The 17,475-nt window shown below is 29.8% G+C and carries 27 protein-coding genes; 6 read left to right on the top strand and 21 right to left on the bottom strand.

Annotated features, from left to right (window positions below; genetic code table 11):
* From bhYOR_RS04585 to bhYOR_RS04610, 6 genes are all read left to right on the top strand, one after another.
* Window positions 1-1,110, top strand: coding sequence for a plasmid maintenance protein (locus tag bhYOR_RS04585; protein ID WP_247088339.1), 1,110 nt, complete (start codon window positions 1-3; stop codon window positions 1,108-1,110).
* 9 nt (window positions 1,111-1,119) lie between these two features.
* On the top strand, window positions 1,120-1,680 hold the full coding sequence (locus bhYOR_RS04590; RefSeq protein ID WP_247088342.1) for a DUF226 domain-containing protein: 561 nt from the start codon (window positions 1,120-1,122) through the stop codon (window positions 1,678-1,680).
* Window positions 1,656-2,453 (top strand): ParA family protein, encoded by a 798-nt coding sequence (locus bhYOR_RS04595; protein WP_025434400.1) that lies wholly within the window; start codon window positions 1,656-1,658, stop codon window positions 2,451-2,453. Before bhYOR_RS04590 ends, bhYOR_RS04595 begins: the two co-directional genes overlap by 25 nt.
* A gap of 50 nt (window positions 2,454-2,503) precedes the next feature.
* Window positions 2,504-3,076, top strand: coding sequence for a chromosome replication/partitioning protein (locus tag bhYOR_RS04600; protein WP_040126329.1), 573 nt, complete (start codon window positions 2,504-2,506; stop codon window positions 3,074-3,076).
* Window positions 3,077-3,100: 24 nt separating this feature from the next.
* Window positions 3,101-3,406 carry a Bdr family repetitive protein gene (gene bdr / locus bhYOR_RS08355; RefSeq protein ID WP_025434399.1) on the top strand — a complete coding sequence of 102 codons (306 nt, stop codon included), beginning with the start codon at window positions 3,101-3,103 and terminating at the stop codon, window positions 3,404-3,406.
* Between the two features lie 293 nt (window positions 3,407-3,699).
* Complete coding sequence (locus bhYOR_RS04610; RefSeq protein ID WP_247088343.1) at window positions 3,700-4,932, top strand: recombinase RecT; 1,233 nt, start codon at window positions 3,700-3,702, stop codon at window positions 4,930-4,932.
* Between the two features lie 46 nt (window positions 4,933-4,978).
* Here the strand turns inward: bhYOR_RS04610 and bhYOR_RS04615 are convergent, their stop codons facing one another.
* The 21 genes from bhYOR_RS04615 to bhYOR_RS04715 all read right to left on the bottom strand — a co-directional run bounded on the left by bhYOR_RS04615 (window position 4,979) and on the right by bhYOR_RS04715 (window position 17,468).
* Entirely contained in the window at window positions 4,979-5,332 is a 354-nt protein-coding gene (locus tag bhYOR_RS04615) for a BBA14 family lipoprotein (RefSeq protein ID WP_025434309.1), read from the bottom strand.
* 1 nt (window position 5,333) lies between these two features.
* Window positions 5,334-5,669, bottom strand: a complete 336-nt coding sequence (locus bhYOR_RS04620; protein ID WP_025407106.1) for a BlyB family putative holin accessory protein — start codon at window positions 5,667-5,669, stop codon at window positions 5,334-5,336.
* Window positions 5,666-5,986 (bottom strand): BlyB family putative holin accessory protein, encoded by a 321-nt coding sequence (locus tag bhYOR_RS04625; protein WP_025434310.1) that lies wholly within the window; start codon window positions 5,984-5,986, stop codon window positions 5,666-5,668. The genes bhYOR_RS04620 and bhYOR_RS04625 overlap by 4 nt, the downstream gene beginning before the upstream one ends.
* A complete protein-coding gene (locus bhYOR_RS04630; protein ID WP_025434156.1) occupies window positions 5,983-6,180 on the bottom strand; it encodes a BlyA family holin in 198 nt (65 codons plus the stop codon). Before bhYOR_RS04630 ends, bhYOR_RS04625 begins: the two co-directional genes overlap by 4 nt.
* 70 nt (window positions 6,181-6,250) lie before the next feature.
* Complete coding sequence (locus bhYOR_RS04635; RefSeq protein WP_247088345.1) at window positions 6,251-7,078, bottom strand: DUF685 domain-containing protein; 828 nt, start codon at window positions 7,076-7,078, stop codon at window positions 6,251-6,253.
* Window positions 7,079-7,089: 11 nt separating this feature from the next.
* Window positions 7,090-7,692, bottom strand: coding sequence for a DUF735 family protein (locus bhYOR_RS04640; protein WP_247088347.1), 603 nt, complete (start codon window positions 7,690-7,692; stop codon window positions 7,090-7,092).
* A gap of 14 nt (window positions 7,693-7,706) precedes the next feature.
* A complete protein-coding gene (locus tag bhYOR_RS04645; protein WP_025400196.1) occupies window positions 7,707-8,585 on the bottom strand; it encodes a DUF276 domain-containing protein in 879 nt (292 codons plus the stop codon).
* A complete protein-coding gene (locus bhYOR_RS04650; protein WP_025434159.1) occupies window positions 8,582-8,914 on the bottom strand; it encodes a hypothetical protein in 333 nt (110 codons plus the stop codon). Before bhYOR_RS04650 ends, bhYOR_RS04645 begins: the two co-directional genes overlap by 4 nt.
* 70 nt (window positions 8,915-8,984) lie before the next feature.
* Window positions 8,985-9,527 carry a DUF777 family protein gene (locus bhYOR_RS04655; RefSeq protein WP_281506146.1) on the bottom strand — a complete coding sequence of 181 codons (543 nt, stop codon included), beginning with the start codon at window positions 9,525-9,527 and terminating at the stop codon, window positions 8,985-8,987.
* Window positions 9,528-10,514 (bottom strand): DUF693 family protein, encoded by a 987-nt coding sequence (locus tag bhYOR_RS04660; protein ID WP_025434161.1) that lies wholly within the window; start codon window positions 10,512-10,514, stop codon window positions 9,528-9,530.
* Between the two features lie 4 nt (window positions 10,515-10,518).
* Window positions 10,519-11,154 (bottom strand): DUF792 family protein, encoded by a 636-nt coding sequence (locus tag bhYOR_RS04665; RefSeq protein ID WP_025434162.1) that lies wholly within the window; start codon window positions 11,152-11,154, stop codon window positions 10,519-10,521.
* Window positions 11,155-11,167: 13 nt separating this feature from the next.
* Window positions 11,168-12,514: a DUF759 family protein gene (locus bhYOR_RS04670; protein ID WP_247088351.1), complete on the bottom strand. Its 1,347-nt coding sequence runs from the start codon at window positions 12,512-12,514 to the stop codon at window positions 11,168-11,170.
* Window positions 12,511-12,741: a DUF1322 family protein gene (locus tag bhYOR_RS04675; protein ID WP_025400198.1), complete on the bottom strand. Its 231-nt coding sequence runs from the start codon at window positions 12,739-12,741 to the stop codon at window positions 12,511-12,513. Before bhYOR_RS04675 ends, bhYOR_RS04670 begins: the two co-directional genes overlap by 4 nt.
* Window positions 12,728-13,186 (bottom strand): DUF1473 family protein, encoded by a 459-nt coding sequence (locus tag bhYOR_RS04680; RefSeq protein ID WP_025400199.1) that lies wholly within the window; start codon window positions 13,184-13,186, stop codon window positions 12,728-12,730. The genes bhYOR_RS04675 and bhYOR_RS04680 overlap by 14 nt, the downstream gene beginning before the upstream one ends.
* Before the next feature lie 24 nt (window positions 13,187-13,210).
* Window positions 13,211-13,630, bottom strand: a complete 420-nt coding sequence (locus bhYOR_RS04685) for a DUF1463 family protein (protein WP_025400200.1) — start codon at window positions 13,628-13,630, stop codon at window positions 13,211-13,213.
* 2 nt (window positions 13,631-13,632) lie between these two features.
* Complete coding sequence (locus bhYOR_RS04690) at window positions 13,633-14,760, bottom strand: DUF787 family protein (protein ID WP_247088353.1); 1,128 nt, start codon at window positions 14,758-14,760, stop codon at window positions 13,633-13,635.
* A complete protein-coding gene (locus tag bhYOR_RS04695) occupies window positions 14,720-15,313 on the bottom strand; it encodes a DUF764 family protein (protein ID WP_247088362.1) in 594 nt (197 codons plus the stop codon). The genes bhYOR_RS04690 and bhYOR_RS04695 overlap by 41 nt, the downstream gene beginning before the upstream one ends.
* Complete coding sequence (locus tag bhYOR_RS04700; RefSeq protein WP_025407097.1) at window positions 15,310-15,699, bottom strand: hypothetical protein; 390 nt, start codon at window positions 15,697-15,699, stop codon at window positions 15,310-15,312. Before bhYOR_RS04700 ends, bhYOR_RS04695 begins: the two co-directional genes overlap by 4 nt.
* Window positions 15,690-16,064 carry a DUF1506 family protein gene (locus tag bhYOR_RS04705; RefSeq protein ID WP_025434322.1) on the bottom strand — a complete coding sequence of 125 codons (375 nt, stop codon included), beginning with the start codon at window positions 16,062-16,064 and terminating at the stop codon, window positions 15,690-15,692. Before bhYOR_RS04705 ends, bhYOR_RS04700 begins: the two co-directional genes overlap by 10 nt.
* Complete coding sequence (locus tag bhYOR_RS04710) at window positions 16,064-16,477, bottom strand: DUF3890 domain-containing protein (protein ID WP_247088318.1); 414 nt, start codon at window positions 16,475-16,477, stop codon at window positions 16,064-16,066. Before bhYOR_RS04710 ends, bhYOR_RS04705 begins: the two co-directional genes overlap by 1 nt.
* 13 nt (window positions 16,478-16,490) lie before the next feature.
* The gene (locus tag bhYOR_RS04715; protein ID WP_041178756.1) at window positions 16,491-17,468 is read right to left on the bottom strand and encodes a hypothetical protein; all 978 of its coding nucleotides are present in this window, start codon (window positions 17,466-17,468) and stop codon (window positions 16,491-16,493) included.
* Window positions 17,469-17,475 lie beyond the last annotated feature (7 nt).

Raw genomic sequence — 17,475 nt, forward strand, 5'->3', positions numbered from 1 at the left:
ATGAGGAGCACAAAAAAGCCTACAAACAAATACCAACATAAATTAATCGTTTTAATATCTACACTAAACTACATGAACTTAAATCTTAAAAAATACACCCAAAGCGACATACTTTATTACTTTAATAACAATATGAAAAGAAATGGCCAAAAGCTTGCTAAGCTTAAAACACTTCAAAACTATTTATACAAATTAGAAAAAGAATTTAAAGTAACAATTAATTATTACAAACATTTGGGTGTTAACATGGGAACTGAAATTTATTACAAACTTAAATACTCTAAGAAAAAATGTTACCGCATAATCAATAAACTCTTTAGAGAGAAAAAAGAAAATAAATTTCAAACTCGCGTTAAAGCAAATATTAAAAAGGCTTGCACTAAAAAGGGGAGTGTAGAAAAATGGGAGTGTATATATAATATATATAATAATAAAAAAGAAGAAAAGAAAGACATAAAAGAAATAGAGAAACTGCAAGTAAAAAAGTACGCTAAGAAATGTAATTTTAAATCAAATACTTTCTTCTCTATTTTGAATTTAAAACTAGAAAAAGATGTTACAATTAAAGTGCTTAAGATACTTAAAAGAACAGAAAACTTCATTGAAAAAATTAAACACAAGAAAAAAAGCAACATTGAGCTAAAAGAAAACAAGCTTGCAAGTAAGCAAAAGGAATTAAGTAGAATACTGGATGAAACAAAAATTATCTTAAAAAATGAAGGCTATAATAGTAAACAGTTGGAAATCCAAATACAAAAGGTATATGAGCTATATAAAGATAAACCACACTTTATCATAGAAAACAATAAGTACAATGACTTAGAAAAGATAATAGGGAAGCTTAAAAAGTCAGTTGAACGTGTTGAAGCAACCGCAAAAGAAGATGAGAAAGAAATTAGGAATAACGTATTTAGCATACTTCTTGAACAATTAAGACATAAAGTAGACACCTCAGTTTTAGTACCAATGCTAAAAGAATATTTAAACAAACAGAATAAATTAGAGTATAACAAGGTATTTAATAATCATTATTACTACGAAATTTTAGAGTTAGTAGAGAGTGGTGGGAATTATTTAAAATTAGGAGAACCCAAAAAAATTACGAGTTAAGGATTAGTTGTGGAGAGTGTATTAGAACGCCTCAAAACCAAGGAATTAGAGATTAAAAAAATAGAAAAAAAACATATCTTTGCTAAAGTAGAAGAGAACAATGGTAGAAAAATATATCACACAAAGATAATGAATGATTTATATACGTTTGGAGTACATAGGAGACAAAGTAGTAAGTTTTTTATCGCATTTAGAGGATTATTTAATAAAGAAAAGATAAACACACTGAATTTATTTTCTATAAAAGAGAATGATAAATTCTTAGGTATTTATTACGGGTATAGAAAACCAGTACAAAACATTATAACAAGATATGAAGAAAATGGTGTCGTAAAAGCATATACTTTTTCAAAAGTTTATTACATAGAATTTAGATTTAAAAAAGGGAGTGTGTTTTGCTATATCAAAGGAATATCTCGTTTGATTAAGAAAGAAAAATTAGAGACACAATATAGTAAATTTTTACTTGAATTAATGGTGAATTTAGAAAATCAAGTATATGAGTTTTACAATAAAAAATTACCAGATGGGGGTTTTATAAATAAATGGATAGAAAAAAAACTAAAGTAATTACAATTGCATCGATTAAAGGTGGTGTCGGTAAAAGTACGACTAGTCTCATATTAGCTACTTTGCTGGCAAAAGAGTATAAAGTACTCTTAATAGATATGGATACGCAAGCATCGGTTACTAGTTATTTCTTTAACGAGATAAAAGAAAACAATATAAATTTAATAGAAAAAAACATATGTGAGGTTTTAAAAGGAGATTTGGAGATTGATAATGCAATTTTTAATATTGAAGGCAATTTAGATTTACTTCCTAGTTATTTAACTTTACATAGTTTAAATGAAGATTTTTATTGTGCAAATAGGCATAAATCTATTGATTTAAAGTTAAAGGTAGAATTAAGGAGGTTGAAAATAAATTATGATTACATAGTGATTGATACTAATCCGAGTTTAGATTTTACATTAAAATGTGCTTTAAATTCTACTGACTATATTATAGTGCCGATGACAGCTGAAAAATGGACACTTGAAAGCTATGAACTTTTAGAGTTTTTCATTAAAAAATTGGAAAGGTTAACACCAATTTTCTTTATTATAACAAGGTTTAAAAAAAATAATACACATAAAAAATTATTGCAAATAATTCAAGAAAAGGATAATTTTTTAGGTTTCGTATCTGAAAGGGAAAGTCTAAATAGAAAAATAGCAAGCAACAGTGATTTTGATTTAAAGTCGGATTCTATCATAGAATATGATCAGATATTGAGTAATTTATTATATCGCATAAAGCTTAATAACGATAAAATAGAAGTTCCTAGTATAAGTGTATAAGTTGTCCAGCGCTGGACAACTGTAAAAATTCAACAAATCAAGGGGATTTTATGAATAAAAAAAATAATGATGAAATAATAATCAGTGCAAGAAATTTAAACAATGATAAAAATTCTATTTTATTGGTTAATAAAGATATTAACGTAAGTAATGACCAGAAAAGATTTGACCTTTTAAAAAATAAGTTAAAGGATAATATAAAAGATGATATCTATAATAAAATAGAGGCCATGCATATTTTAAGAGAGATAAAGGGAAAAGAATATTATAAGTTAGATGGGTATAAAAGCTTTTCTCAATTTATAAAAGATTATAAACTAGCCAAATCTCAGGCCTATTCTTATTTAAGGATAGCTAGTGCTATTCAAGATGGAATTTTAAAAGAAGAATATTTAGTTGAAAATGGATTTAGGCAGTCTTTATCTTTTTTGATGGAAAAGGAAAGTAGAAATTTGAAGAAATCAAAAGTAAATCCAATAAAGCCACTAAGATTTCAGCTTAAAAGCCAAGATAGTTATGATTTTTATAAAAAGAATGCTAAGTTTACTGGCTTTGTATTAGATAAACTTTTTTCAAGTGAAAAAGATTTGCTTGAAAAGTTTATGAAAGAATTTAAAAGTTGAAAAGGCGATTCATAAGGAGTGTTTATGAATAATTTGGCATATAAAACATATAAAACAGAAGATTTAAGGATTGAATTCTTAAATAAGGGGTTTGCTGAAGCAGCAGTAGATTTCATTTTACTTCATAATAACAATTTTAATTTTGAAGTCTTAAGAGAAAAAAATAAAAGCAATATTCCAGTTTTGAGAGAGAAAATTAAAAATAATCATTCAGTATTACTAGAAAAGATTAGTGTAGGAAATATAATTTCCATTGTTATTACAGTAATAGAAATACCGATAATTATATTTATTATCATGTCTCTCATAAGTAAGTTCTTTATAGGATAAAAAAGTTATTGTGAACAAGGGTTGATTTTATTTGAAATTTGTTGTATTTTACTAGTATTAGTAGTGCTATTCATTGTAGAACTACCTTATTATTTTGTTCAATTTAGACAGACTTTAAGTCTTTGTTAGCAAGTTCTTCTTGAAGAAGTGTTAACAAAGACTTAAATTTTTATTTTCAATATCAATAGTCCAATATTCCATAAATTTTTTTAACAAAAATTTCATAAAACTTGACAAATTTAGTTTTTGCTATTATTATTTATTTATAAAATAAATAATAAGGGGTGTTAATCATGACAAATACAAAGAATATAGCAAAACCTGAGATATCAAATACGATTAGTATAATAACAGAAAAAATGAATTCAAGTAATATTTATGAGGTATGGGAAGCATATAAGAGTATGCATGGACTTAAAAGAATGGATACTCAATCAGAGAGAGAAATCTTAACTTTACTACAAGTAAATAATCTAAATCCATTCAAGAAGGAAGCATACATAATTCCATTTAATGGGAGATATGCAGTTGTGGTAGCATATCAAACCTTACTTATAAGGGCATATGAGGCAGGGTATAGTAAATATAGCCTTGAATTTAAAGAAGAGATGGTTAAGACAATTAAAATTGATTCTAAGGGCAATAAAATGGTACAAGAAGATTGGCAATGTACAGCTTACTTCAAATCAGAGCATGGTAATATTTATAGTTTTTCTGTTTTATTTAATGAGTATTACAAAAACTCACCTATTTGGAGAGAGAAACCAGTATTTATGTTAAGGAAATGTGCAGTTAGTTGTCTATGCAGAACTTTGCCAGGTGCGGGGCTTGAGAGTATGCCCTATATAAGAGAAGAGCTAGGAGATACAGATAATCTTTATGAAGCTCATAAGGTACAACAAATAGGGCATACTGAAACTGAGAAAATAGTGACTAAAGAGATGCACCCTGTTGATTATGAGTCTGTTACCAAAAGTGATAATAAGCATGTACCATCCAATCTATCAATTGAGAGTGAGGAAGATAATGATGCAAATACCTTAGGAACTAGACAAGACACAACAGAGGAACAATCTAAGGGTGTAGAAACCCCACCTGTAGATGTGAATAGAGTTGTGAAATCTAATAATACTAATACAGTAGGAGTAAATAAAGATAATAAAGCTAATTCAATTAAGTTTAGTTGCTATAAAAGTCTTCTTATAGCAGCACGTGGTATGCATAAGCATTTGGTTGATAAACCATTTGAGAGTATATCGCAGATAAATGCATATTTAAGTGCTATAAAGAAGGGGGATGATTCTTCCTTTTTAGAGTATTTTAATATGAATAAAGCTTTAAGGAGTGTTAACTATTGGATAGAACTCATTAGAGAATATATATTTAAGAATAATCATCTTATGAGGAAGTTAGATCAATTTGAGGCATTTATAGCGCTTATGCAGCCTAAATATGAGGATAGTCCACTCAGATTATTTGGATTCTTGTCAAGAGAAGAAGAATTAAGATATTTATTTGATACATAGATGATAATTTAAAGCAAATAAGCCCCATTAGGGGCTTTAAATAATATTAATTTTTTAGTTTTGAATATTTTTTGTAAACCGCTTCAGCAATAGGTTTAGTTATCTTGATGTATGCTTTGAAAATGTTGATATTAAACATTAAATCCTGGATTGTCTGTTCAGACTTGAGTGTAGAAGAATCAAAATAAGTAAACTTAGGATACTTTGGGTCATTAACTTTCTTTTTTGTACGTGTTAAGAATACTTGCAAGTACATAACATAATCAGCTAGCTTAGCTTCATAAGTACTTAATTCTGTGAGGGTTTGGGTTTTAGGAAATGTTGGTTCTTCCGTTAGAGAAGCAATAGATGTACATGAGAAGATAAGCGTTAAGAAAGTTAAATTTACTAGTTTTTTCAAATTAGGCCTCTTTTAACATTTTGATGTAAGTACTCATGAGCTTATTACGTTTAGCTCTAAGTTGGGAAATGTATTTTGAATAATCATCATAATCCCCAGCAGTTTCTATTATCTCGATGTTGAGCCTTAGTATTTCTTCAATTTCAGAGAGTAGTTTGATAGCTTCCTTTTGTTCCATTTGATATACACTTGCCTCATATAGTGAGTAAAAATAATTAACCACTTTGGTGAAAATATTAATGTAGGTTACGGTGTTTTTACCTTGGTGGTTATTTTTTATAATTTCTGTAAATTTGTTTAGGATATCAACACTCAATTTAGCAGTACTTAATTTCATTTGACCTCCTTTTCAATTGATGAGATTTCTAATGGTAATTGCATATTATCTGGATTGCTATTAACCTTTTCTATGAATTTTTTGATTTTAGTTTGGATAGGTTCAAGTGTTTCTCTTATTTGCGGAGTTAAGGCATTCTCTAACCTTTCCATATTTTGTGTATAGATAATCTGATATTCTGTGTAAATGTCATTTAATAGCATGAATGTTTTATGAGCATTTTCATTAAACGACCCATCTTCAAAATTAGATAGTGTGTCAAATAATGTTACGATTGCATTTAAAGCAGTATCTAAAGAATTACGATCAAGTATCATAAATCCTCCTTTTCTTTGTCTCTGTCATGTATTTTTATCTTACTTAATAAGATACTTAGCATATCTTTGATTACTGGTTTGAAAATCAAACCCAGACTTAATATAAAAATACTAATAATGATTAACTTCACTTCATTGATGTTAATTAGTTGAAGTAAAAAATCTAATATGTTATTAATACTTAATTCATTCAACTTTATCACCTCGAGTTTATAATAGGTAAGCTACAACTATATAGCAAAGAATAGCAAAAACTATATAAAGTTATAACTTTACTAAAACCGGAACACGATTACCATTTATATATCCACGTTTTTGAATGTACCATCCTCTAAGTACTGGACATAAAATATCTACATAAGCATTTTTAGCACCGTAATAATATGCTGTTGACTTTTGTGAGCTATCAGTGTATTTAAGTGCTACTTTTTTTGCATATTTAGTACCAGACGCATTGATTGTGAGAGCAACAGTAATGTCTAAATAAATAGGGTTATCATCATCAGATGTATAAAATAAGAGTTCAACTTCTTGATTTGAATATTCTGATGTCATGTCTAATACGTAAGCTTGATTTTTAAAATAAGATGGGTAAATATATGAACTTGTAGTTTTGCTTTTTGTTGTAGTAAACCCAGAAGGAATTCCTGTTAAATATTCAGGTACTGGGGATTTTTGTAGCGTACTATAATTCATAATTACAAACTTATCATTTTTAGTTAATGTAGTTGATGATATATTTCCTATAATTCTGTCTCTTACTTTATCAGAAATATTATAAACACCGTTATTGGCATTGTTGAGTAATTTTTCAAGCACTTTATTATAAGCTTGATTTATAAAGTTTTCATTTGCTAATAGTTCAGTAGCAATTGTGTCTTTAATGACTTCTTTGAAATACTCAAGTCCCTCATTTTTGAAGATTTTGTCTTTAGTTTTTTTAAGAAAATTTTCATATGTAATTGCATTGCAATTAGAACCTCCATCATCAAGTAGCATTAAATCAGTTTTTTGAATATCACCAACTCTGTTTAGGTTGTTGATTTGGATAAATTCTTCTTCATCAATTAAGAGTTTCTCTTCACTTGACATTAATGTTCTCCTTAATTAAAAGTAATAATTTCTATGTTTTCATTATTTGTAATTTTTAAGACACGTCCTATAGGAATGAGATTTTTTATAAATGCATAAATTGAGTGTGAATATCCTTTAGGAAGGAAATTGAATGTTAAAAATTTATATGCCGTTTTAAATCCTTTTTTTGTTTGATGTAATCGAATACGTTTTGGTTTATGCCCTTTAACGGTGCTAGGAGAGATAAAGGAAATAAAGTTAGTTTTTATCCTGTTTAATAATTTTATGTTAATTACACCAGCTTGTGGGGTAGTAACTTCAATATCGACATTTAAGAAGGCCTTAAAAAGTCTTATAAATGATTCATCAGTGCCAATATGACGTAAAGCAAAAAGCACACTATCAATGTTTGCTACAAGTGATTCGAGTGGTTGGCTTTCAGAGTAAAAGATTCTAAATAGATTGGATAACCAAATGGCAATAAAACGTGATGAGCAGTGGCGTGTAGCAGTAATACTTGTGAAATTAGAATTTAGCCTTTTTAGTTCTAAATACATTGTATTTGCATACTCTAATTCATTTTGTATGAACTTTTCAACCCCAGTATCTTGAAGATGGATGGGTATTTGCATTTTTAATAGCTCCTTTAAGTTGTAATGTCAATGATTAATCTGTCAGTAAGATTGAAGATAAGTATTTCCTCAGGCTTAACTTCAATATTAGTATTTTCCTTAAATTCTGAATCAGTAATGCTTGCAATTTTAGTGTCATCTGTGTCTTTAATGCAAGCATATATTTTCATACTCTTAATTCCCTTAATTTCATTAACAGGAGCTATAAAATCTTGATATTCAAAGCTGATACCCATATCAGGATAGTTATTAGTTACAATACGTTTGTATATATCTCTTATTTGCATGTCTATGTTAAGATATATGTGATTTTTAAGATCAAGTTGATATTTTACTTTAAGGTATACGTATTTTTTCTTTCCTAAAGATATTTTATAGCTTTTGAGTTGATTGTGAGTGTTAAGGCCATCAATTGTGATACTACCATTAAAGAGTGTACCTACAGGCATAGTTGAATAAAGCACTTTCCAAAGTTTGGCTTTAAATGTAGAATCAGTGATATCAGTTTTACTAGAATTTAGTAAAGAGTCATTTAATATAAGATAAATATCAGCTGTTCCGACTTTAGAATCAATATTGACGTACTCTATTTCTTTAAGTTTAAGCAATGATGAACGAACCGCATCAAAGGTAGTACTCTTAACACTTATGTGCTCTTCGATTGCCTTAAAGTATTCGCCACCGGGACTTACTTTAGAGAAAAATGAATTAAGTTCATCAATGATTTGTTCTTCAATTGTTGCAAGTGAGGTTGCAATAATATTGTAAATAGAGGATGGGTCATTATTAATTACAATCCCATGCATATCTCGTAAGTATGCTCGTTTGGCATTAACTATTTGTTGGATATTCTGTTTTAGAATACCAAAATCAGGATCAAAAAGAATGCTCATATTCTAATCTCCATATCTAAAGTGTCGTTTGCAAATTCAAATATAATGTTTAATGTGTTATTTTTAGTAATTGTTTCAATGTTGACAACATCAATTTTGAGGTCTTGTATAATGCTTGAAAAGTAAGTTTTAATTTGTGTTAAAGAGCTTGTCTTAGCAAACCTTGTAAAGAAATTATAATCAAATCCCCAATTAGGAGCATTCTTAAGACTACCCTTTGGAGTTCTTAAAAATATAAATAAACGTTGCTTTTGTTCATTTATTCCACTAGTTAATGCTAAGTCTTTTTTAAAAACCAAATTAAATTGATTGTCAATCTGTAAATCCAATCTTTAACCTTTTAATGATTCTAATTTAACCTTTAACCGGTAGTAAGTATAGCACTATTTTAGCAAAAACCTATTTTAGTAACATATTTATTTTATTTGTAATCTTTGTAAGATTGCTGTAAAAGCTAGGTTCAACACTAGCATTCCCAATTACCCGTAAATTGTATAGACAAGAAACAATTTCTTCTAATACTGACCTTAAACTTGTATTGTTAGCTTTAATGTCTATGGGGTTTTGTATGTCAATTGCAAAGTCATTAACTTTGATAGTAGCATTTTGCATGTTAATTGGCCTTAGAATATAAAAATAGTTTTTGTCAAAATAATGATTATCATCCTCATTAAAAAGGTTAATACTACTTTGAAGTAAGATTACCCCGTCATTTTCTTTAAGATTAAAATGCATGTTTGATATATTGCGTGTCTTAATCTCTAAGTCTGTGTGTCCAGAGAGTAAAACAACACCTTTTTGTGTAGAGGTGTTAAAAGATTTAATTATTCCTATTTTAGAGATAAAAATGTTTCTATAAATCCATAGTTTTATTTCTTCTTGTGTTAACGGGGAGCCTTTCATTTGGCTATTCATTCTGTATATTTCATAATTCAAGTTCATTTATTTAGCCGTCCCATTTATTTCTAAGTAATTAGAGTCATCATAAAGCTTAAGGATAAGCGAACATTCACCAGTATTGCTTAAGATAGCATTAGACTCTATAATACTGCTTTTAACTTCTTTTCCAAGCGAGTCAATAAATTTTATCCTGTCACCAACTTTCAGTTTGTGTGTGTACATAACTTTGGCATTCCAATATATAAATCTTATACTTAAAGTACTGCCAATAGTAATCTCTTGTTGAGGAATAAACTGCAGACCAAAATCTTCAAGAGGTAGATAATTTGTATTTTGCTCTGCAGGTGTGGCGTTAGTAAAAATATAATTACACTCAACATGAGTGTTCCCGAGAGCCGATTCTTTAATAAGTTGTGTATGCTCCTTAGGTACAATATCTGTTCTAACGCTTTGAACATACTTTTTAGTTATCTTTTCAAGAAACTCAAGAGGAGTATTTGCACAAAAACTTTCTGTTATAATTTTTGTTCTATCAGCATAGCTCATATTGATAATGCATTTACCAGGAAAAGCTGATTTAATTGCATTCTCTACACTCATTCCTTGGAATTGATTTATTTTAAGCTTGCGATTGAAATAATTACTTTTTGTTGCCAAATGAATTTCAAGGTCAACACTAAAATCACCATTAGCATAATCAGTACTCATAGGAACACCCAAATAACCTGCCATAATAAAGTCATAATCTTTAGAGTCTGCGAACTTTTTATAAGATATTTTTACAATATCTCCTTCATTTACATTATCGGTAAAGTCTATAGGTAGGTTCCAAAGGGTTAGCTTGCTTTTCTTTGCACACACATAATTGTTACTTGAGTACATATCAGATATTGATATGTCAATGTGTATTCCATCTTCAGTTTTAATTATAATTTTAGGCTTTTCTTCTGATGTGATATTCTTAGTGCTAGTTTTACTTGGATTATAAAATTCGATTTTGAAGTCGTATTTGATAAGTCTACATTCCATGAAGTTACCCTTTATATATTGAAAATGTTTTAAGAACTTCTAAGGTAAGACTAATTTCAACCTCATCAAGGTATACTGTGTCCTTAAGGGTAAGAGAGGTAATTGCAACAATACCCCTGAACCCTAAAGTTGGACTGTAGAAACTAAATGGTACACTCTCTTCAACTCTATTAATAAGTTGTTGTTTTGCCAGATTACTGGTATGAGGAAAGATTAACTTTCCAAAAGCCGTATTAGCCGAGAATTTAAGCAGTTCCTTATAAGCACTAGTTAATACAGCATTATTTAATGTGATAACTTCACCAGTGAAAGTTGGATTGTAACTTACATATTCAGATTTACGTGTGTAGTAGTCAATTACAGGACGCTTTGAACATGTTGTGGTGTAAGTTGTGCTAATTAGTTCAGTTTTGGGTAAGATGAAAAATCCTTGTGGAACGTATCCAAGTCCCTTAAAGTCCATCCTTGGACATAAACTTAAGAAGTTATATGCCATAAACACACTAGAAATTTCATTGAATGTTTCTTTAAGGATACTTGTTACTTGTGATGGAGTAAGCTTTAAGAAGTCTAGTGTTGCCTTTACTGGTGCTGTGTCTTTATATTTATGAATAAAGTCTGTTGTAAATTGTGGTATCATATTTAAATGTTCCTTAAGGTGTTTTTATACTTGCGTCTGTTTCTAATTTTGATTCAGTATCAGTACTTAAGAGTGGTGAATGGCTTTTATCTGTTGTAGGTATTGAACCAAATAACCATTTGTATGCCCAATTAGGCAATGTTAATTTTAGAATTTGATTTCCAAGCTTTATAAGCCATTCGTTAATGTCACCGAAAAAACTTTTAATTCCGTCTATTATGGGCTCAACAATATGTGTTTTGACGGTAAAACCTGTTAACCATTTAGCTATGGTTTCTATTTTTTCCAACATGGGTTGGAATACACTAGCTGAAAGTTTTCCAAATGAATCTTGAGCTTTATCCAGACTATCCTTAATTTTTTCAGCTTCACTAGCATAAGTAGGAAACTCAAGAGAGTTCCAGTCCTTAATAATTTCTTTTAATTTGTCTGTTCTGTAATCAAAGGTATAACCAGTTGCTACTCTGTCATATTCCATTTCAGCTCGTTCATTATATTTATCAGTAAATTTATTAAATGAACTCATAATGTTATAAAGAGAACCGCTTTTGCCTTGCAAGAATTCTGCTACTGCAGTAATAGCAGAATTCTTATCACCAACAACCCCGGTAGATTTAAGCTTTGCAGCAAATGTTACAGCCTGCTTAAGATTATCGTCATTGTTTTGACCTAAGTGTTGTAATACTTTTCTAAGAGTCCCAGCAGAGTTGAGAAAATCTTCTCTTTCAATGCTGTTCCCAAAACCAGGTATGCCTTGAAGCATGCTATCAAGTTTGCTCTTTTCATTTGTTGTAAATACTCTTGAAGTAATTAAGTCAAGCTTTTGAAATCTAGCATCATTAAGTATAGATTTTTTTGCAAAATTCAAGATATCACCAATACCACTTTGAAAGGTATGACCCACTATATGTCCAAGAGCAGTTCCAGTAGCAATTTTCAAAATGCTGCCGCCTTTAAGAATACTTTTTTGAATAGCTTTGTGAAGTATTGTTTCCTTATGCTTGCCACTTTTCATTTCTTCATATTCTAATTGTCTTCGGTCTTTACTTGACATAAGTGAACGCTTGAATGCTTTTTTTCTAGCTTCTTCAAATTTGTATCCTAGCTTAACAAGTTTTTTAGTTTCAGTAAATCTAAACTTTTCTACCCTTTCTCGTAATTTCTCATATTTGGTTTGTTTGGCTAGTTCACGTTTCTTCTCAGATAAGTTATGTTTTAAGATATCTTTAGTGCTCTTTAGAGAAGATTTTTTAGGTTTAATTAAATGTTCTAGTTTAGAAATGTCTTTTTCTAATGATTTGCGAGTTGATGCATGATCTAGCACTCCTGTAAATTTAATTGTAAATTTTGGAGTATTCATAACATTCCCTTAGAGAGAGTCATTTCAAATATTTGCTTTTCAAGTTTCAGATTCGATATTTTGTAAACCTCATTTAGTTCTTCGTAGTTCAATGTTTTGACTTCATTTAAAGTGCAAATACCCATGATAACAGGAAAGAAATATTTGTTTTGTTTTATCTCTTCAAGTAACTTAAAATATTCAAGTTTGGTTTCATTAAAGATTTTACTTCCATTATGGATTTTCATCCTGTATCCCCATTGATGTTTGTTGTGACTTGATATTTTGTATTATCTGTTCATAATTCCAACTATCATTAATGTAATCAAATTGTACAAATCCATCAGCATTATTTAGATAATGGCTTAAGTAAACTAAAGTTGGTTTCTTAAAGTCAGGATCTGATTTGAATACATCAAACTGAATTGAGTAAAGTATGTACTTAAGATAATCTTTGTAGTAAGTAATGTACTCTCTATTTTCATTTAAAATAAAGTAAAATTCATCTAAAAAGCCAGGTTTAATCATAAGGTCTGTTATTGCTCTTAAGTATTCAAGATTATTAAGTTTTTTGATGCCTTCATTTTGTGAAAATCCTAATATAGAGTCCCATTCGTAAACGGGCAGTACTCTTACTTCAAATGTAAAAGTCTTATCTTTAGTTAAGATATTCATTTTGTAACGCGTAATCATAAAATCCTCCTTAAGCGTTCAAAATTAGGTGTTTACTGTGCAGTTAACCGCTCTGATTTCAAATGTAACCTTTTCAGCCTCAGCAGAATAACTTCTTGAAGGTTCTTCTGCAAAAAATGCATATTGAGATACAATTTTGATGTCTTCTAAGTCATTGAATACTAAATCTAACATCTTTGCAGTTTTACTTTGATGAGTATTATAAAATTGGTCTTTTGAAAGCTTTGTTAGCAATTTGTACTCATAAGATCCAATTGTAACTTCAATATTGAATATGAAAGTAATGGTTCTAGGATCCCTGAAGCTAACTACGGGGAAACCCCTATCTTCACTGCTAGCTACTGCTCTTGTTGTAGGTTCACTTGTAAGTTCTAACTTACCGCCTTGAATTTCATTCCCACCAATTGAAAAAAATATGTTCCTTAAATCATAGTATTGTTCCATTCTCAATTCTCCTTCAAGCTATTTATATAACTATTTATATCTTGTGCTGTAATGTTTAAAAGGACAGCGTTCATAGAGTGGTTATAAGTAATCTCTATTGATAAGAAAAGCTTTAGCTCGGGTGTTGGTGATATGTGAATCTTAAGCTTGGAGTAAGCAACAATAATATTCCTATCAATGAAACGTTTAAGCATACATTCAACAGCAGCACTGTAAGCATTATCTCTTTTTCCTGAGAGTTGTAGTTCTGATAGTTTACTATTCTGTCTACCATTAACATTCCATACTCTAATAAGCTCGGATGTAAGTTCAGATTTGATATAATGATAAGTAAATAATTCGTCAATGGGAGTTCCTTCAAGAGTTACTCCTTCCTTAAAAGCCATAACACCATCAAGACCAGTCTCATTAAGCAATGAGTAAAAGTTAATATTAGCATTCCTAAGTTTACAGGTTATAGAATCATCAGTAATAGGACTCATACCGCTAAACTTAAGTCCATAAGGGTTTACAGCATGAAAAATACTAGCTTCATGTAAGTATTTAGATATAAATCTTAAGTGTAAGTATTCCTCTCCTTTAGAGTGGATAACAATAATTTTAGATTTAGAATTCGTACCATTTTTAAACAACTCTTTTATTTCAGATTCTTTTGTTGCAAATACAAAGAAGTGAGCAGGGTCTTTAAAATGAGTATAATCATCCTTATATATTGTAAGCCCATCACCACCATCACTGTTACTTGAATAAGTATTAATAAGGGCAACAAAAGTATATCTATTGTCTTTAAGTTGGGTTTTAATTGCCTTTGCTTCGGTTCCCTCTTTATATATAAGTAGCTTGACTGATCTAAGTCCGGCATCACCTGCTGAGAAGAATGCTTGCATTGCTTTTTTTAGGTATTCTCTCTCCTTATTAAATTCATCCTCACCATTATTTCCTTCCTTTTCAAGTGCCTCGATTTGTTTTTCAAAGCTATTTATATTTAAGTTTAATATCTTTATCTTAGGTGTTGAATCATTGAGTTTGATCTTTGCACATTTATACACTAGTAAGGGTGTATAGTAACTTACATAGTTTATATCTAATTCAGAATGTGCCAAATTCACACTGATTGTATCTTGTGGCATTCTGTTCTTCCTCCTTAATTTGGTTTTCTTTTACTTGTACATTAGCTTTAAAACCACAACTTGCAGAGTATGCTAACTTACTATAATTGCTTTCAATATCAATAAGACCAGAATTTTGCATATTGGTTGTAGCATAAATGTAAAACTTTAGCTCTATTTCATGAGTGCTTATACCTTCTTCAGGTTTGAACGAACAACTTTGGGTACCTAAGTCATGTAAAAAATCACTAAATAACGTATAAAGTGACATAAGTCTCTTATATGCATTTTTATTAACGTTTGCAAATGCCATGAAATAGATTTGGAAACAGATACCAAATTCATTTACATTTTTGTAAAATGAACCGGTTCTTAAGTTGTGATTAAAAAGACCTTCAAGATTTTCAAATTTTATTGCAAGGATATTGGGCTTTTTTATTGTATGTTCAGACATGTATGGATGGTTATGCGTATTTATAATATCAACATCAAGTTTATGAATGCTTGCAAATTTAGTGAAGTCTTTTAAAACTGATATCAGAGATTGCTTTATAGTAGTAATATCCAGTATCATTCATTTATCCTATATTCAATGGTCTTAAGCATAAGTCCGCTGCAACTGAGTGGTACCTCAGGTGTTTTGCTACCCCTTCTCTTTTTTAAAGCAATTGTCTTAGGAGAGAGTGCAGGTTTTACTTTAGATGCTAATACGTAATTTTTATAATATTCTATGAATGCATTTCCCAAAGCATTCATACCATTTTGAATGCCTTTATTAAATTCATTATTCATGTAATTGGTATTAACGTACTCTCTAAACTGAGAAGAATTAGCTACTTCGGTCAAGTGCTTACGTATGGGTAAATTCTTAGTACCCATTTCATGTATAAATGCTACCAAAGCACGCCCCCCAAACCAACCAATCTCTAATTCTATTTCTCTAAAACCTTTTATCTCCATTCTAAACCCCGTAAAATTAAAGTCTTATAACCAACGCTAGAGTCAATATTTATAATTTCAAAAAATGAACCTTCAAGTGATACTCTGTCTTTAATTTCAAAATTAATCTCAGCATTTGTATAAAGCTTTGATAAGTTTTTCAAATCATAAATATTAGAGTCATTAATTTTTACAAGTTCTTGTGGAGAGATATCGATAATAATTCCAACAAATTGAGTGTAATTATTTTTATCGAAATTAATCTCAGGGCTTTCAAACTCATCATCATGCGAATATGTTCCTTTGTAAAACAGGAAGTATGATTCTTCACGAAACCTGCCAATCATGCGTTCTGCCATACTAGCAAGCCTGTCTCTTGTGCTCATTACACAACACCTATGCAGTAAGTCTTACGCGCTCCTGACTTAATTTGTGTGATAAGCTCTTCAAAAGAGGAACAATAATCTTTACTCCCACAATTCAATTCGGTACCTGAGGATGGATAATAATCAATCTCAAGCTCACCAAATTTTTCTTTTTTGATTTTCTCAAGACCAAACTCACGAATCACACCAGAACGCTTTAGATGGCAACCTATGTGATAATAAAGCAGTAGAGATGCTTGACTAATATTTAATGTGCTAAGGTTAACACCACGTGTATTAAGTATCATCTCAAGTAGCTTTGCTTGTTCTTCAAACTTTGCAAAACTTAAATCCTCTTCAGATAAATCTAAGAGAGCTTTAATTCGTAAGTAAAGCTCTCCAAAACCTTCTGATGATTCTACATCACTATCCATAAGTCACAATTCCTTAACTTTGCTTAATATCAACTCTTAAAATAGTCTTCTGTGTTGCCAAAAGTCCACCAAGTACAAAATCAATGTATGAATGAGCAATATCAGTTGAATCCTTATCAACTTGTTCATTTGGCATTGGTAACATATATTTACTTGGTTTAAATTTAATTAGTTCTGCATTTAATGGATAAATTAGTATCTGATTTGAGAGTAAGTTACTTGTCTCTACGTAAACTTCTTGTCTATTATTAACAGCTTTAATAGTCTTAACCAAAAAGTCTTCCCAAGAGTCAGTTGAAGAATAAATATTAGATGATGAGGACGCATTTGGTATTGCATATGGTTTTACAAGTTTCAAACTGGTTGCTTGGTCAACTAATACCATCATAGGAGTAGAAAATTCATCACCAAGTTCTAACTTTGCAAGTCCTGATTCAATCTTTTCAAAGATCTTATCCATCTTATCTTTATCACTACTGCTTACTTCTTCTTTGACTTGATCTGGCATATTAAGTAGGCCATACATATTAGGAAGCATACGTTTTTGATTCTTTCCATCTTTTTGGATTGAAACAGTACCCGTTAATATGAAGTGATTTATAAGTTTAATAATCTCATTAATTGCAAGCTTATATGCTTCCTTGAAAGGCAATAAATTATTATTTACATCGCCTGCATAATCATTATTTTTATAAAACTGTTCAGAAGTTTGCTTTAAATGTCTAAACTTATATTGTAATTTAAGGTAGTTAAGCTTGACTGCTTCTGACCTAAATCCTATTGTTGCAATAGTATTAACTTCATTTACTAATGTTGTAGGGTTGGCATTAAGAAACGCATCCCATTTTATTGTTCTTAAGTACCCGGTCTTTAAATCAACATCTTCGATTTGTTCATTTGAAAACCAGTTGTAAAATACTGGTAACTTTATTTCAGAAAATATATTTGATATTTCCTTAGCATAATAATTTTGATCATATAATTCTGACATCTTCAAA

It is taken from the genome of Borrelia nietonii YOR (assembly GCF_023035795.1).
Lineage (GTDB): Bacteria > Spirochaetota > Spirochaetia > Borreliales > Borreliaceae > Borrelia > Borrelia hermsii.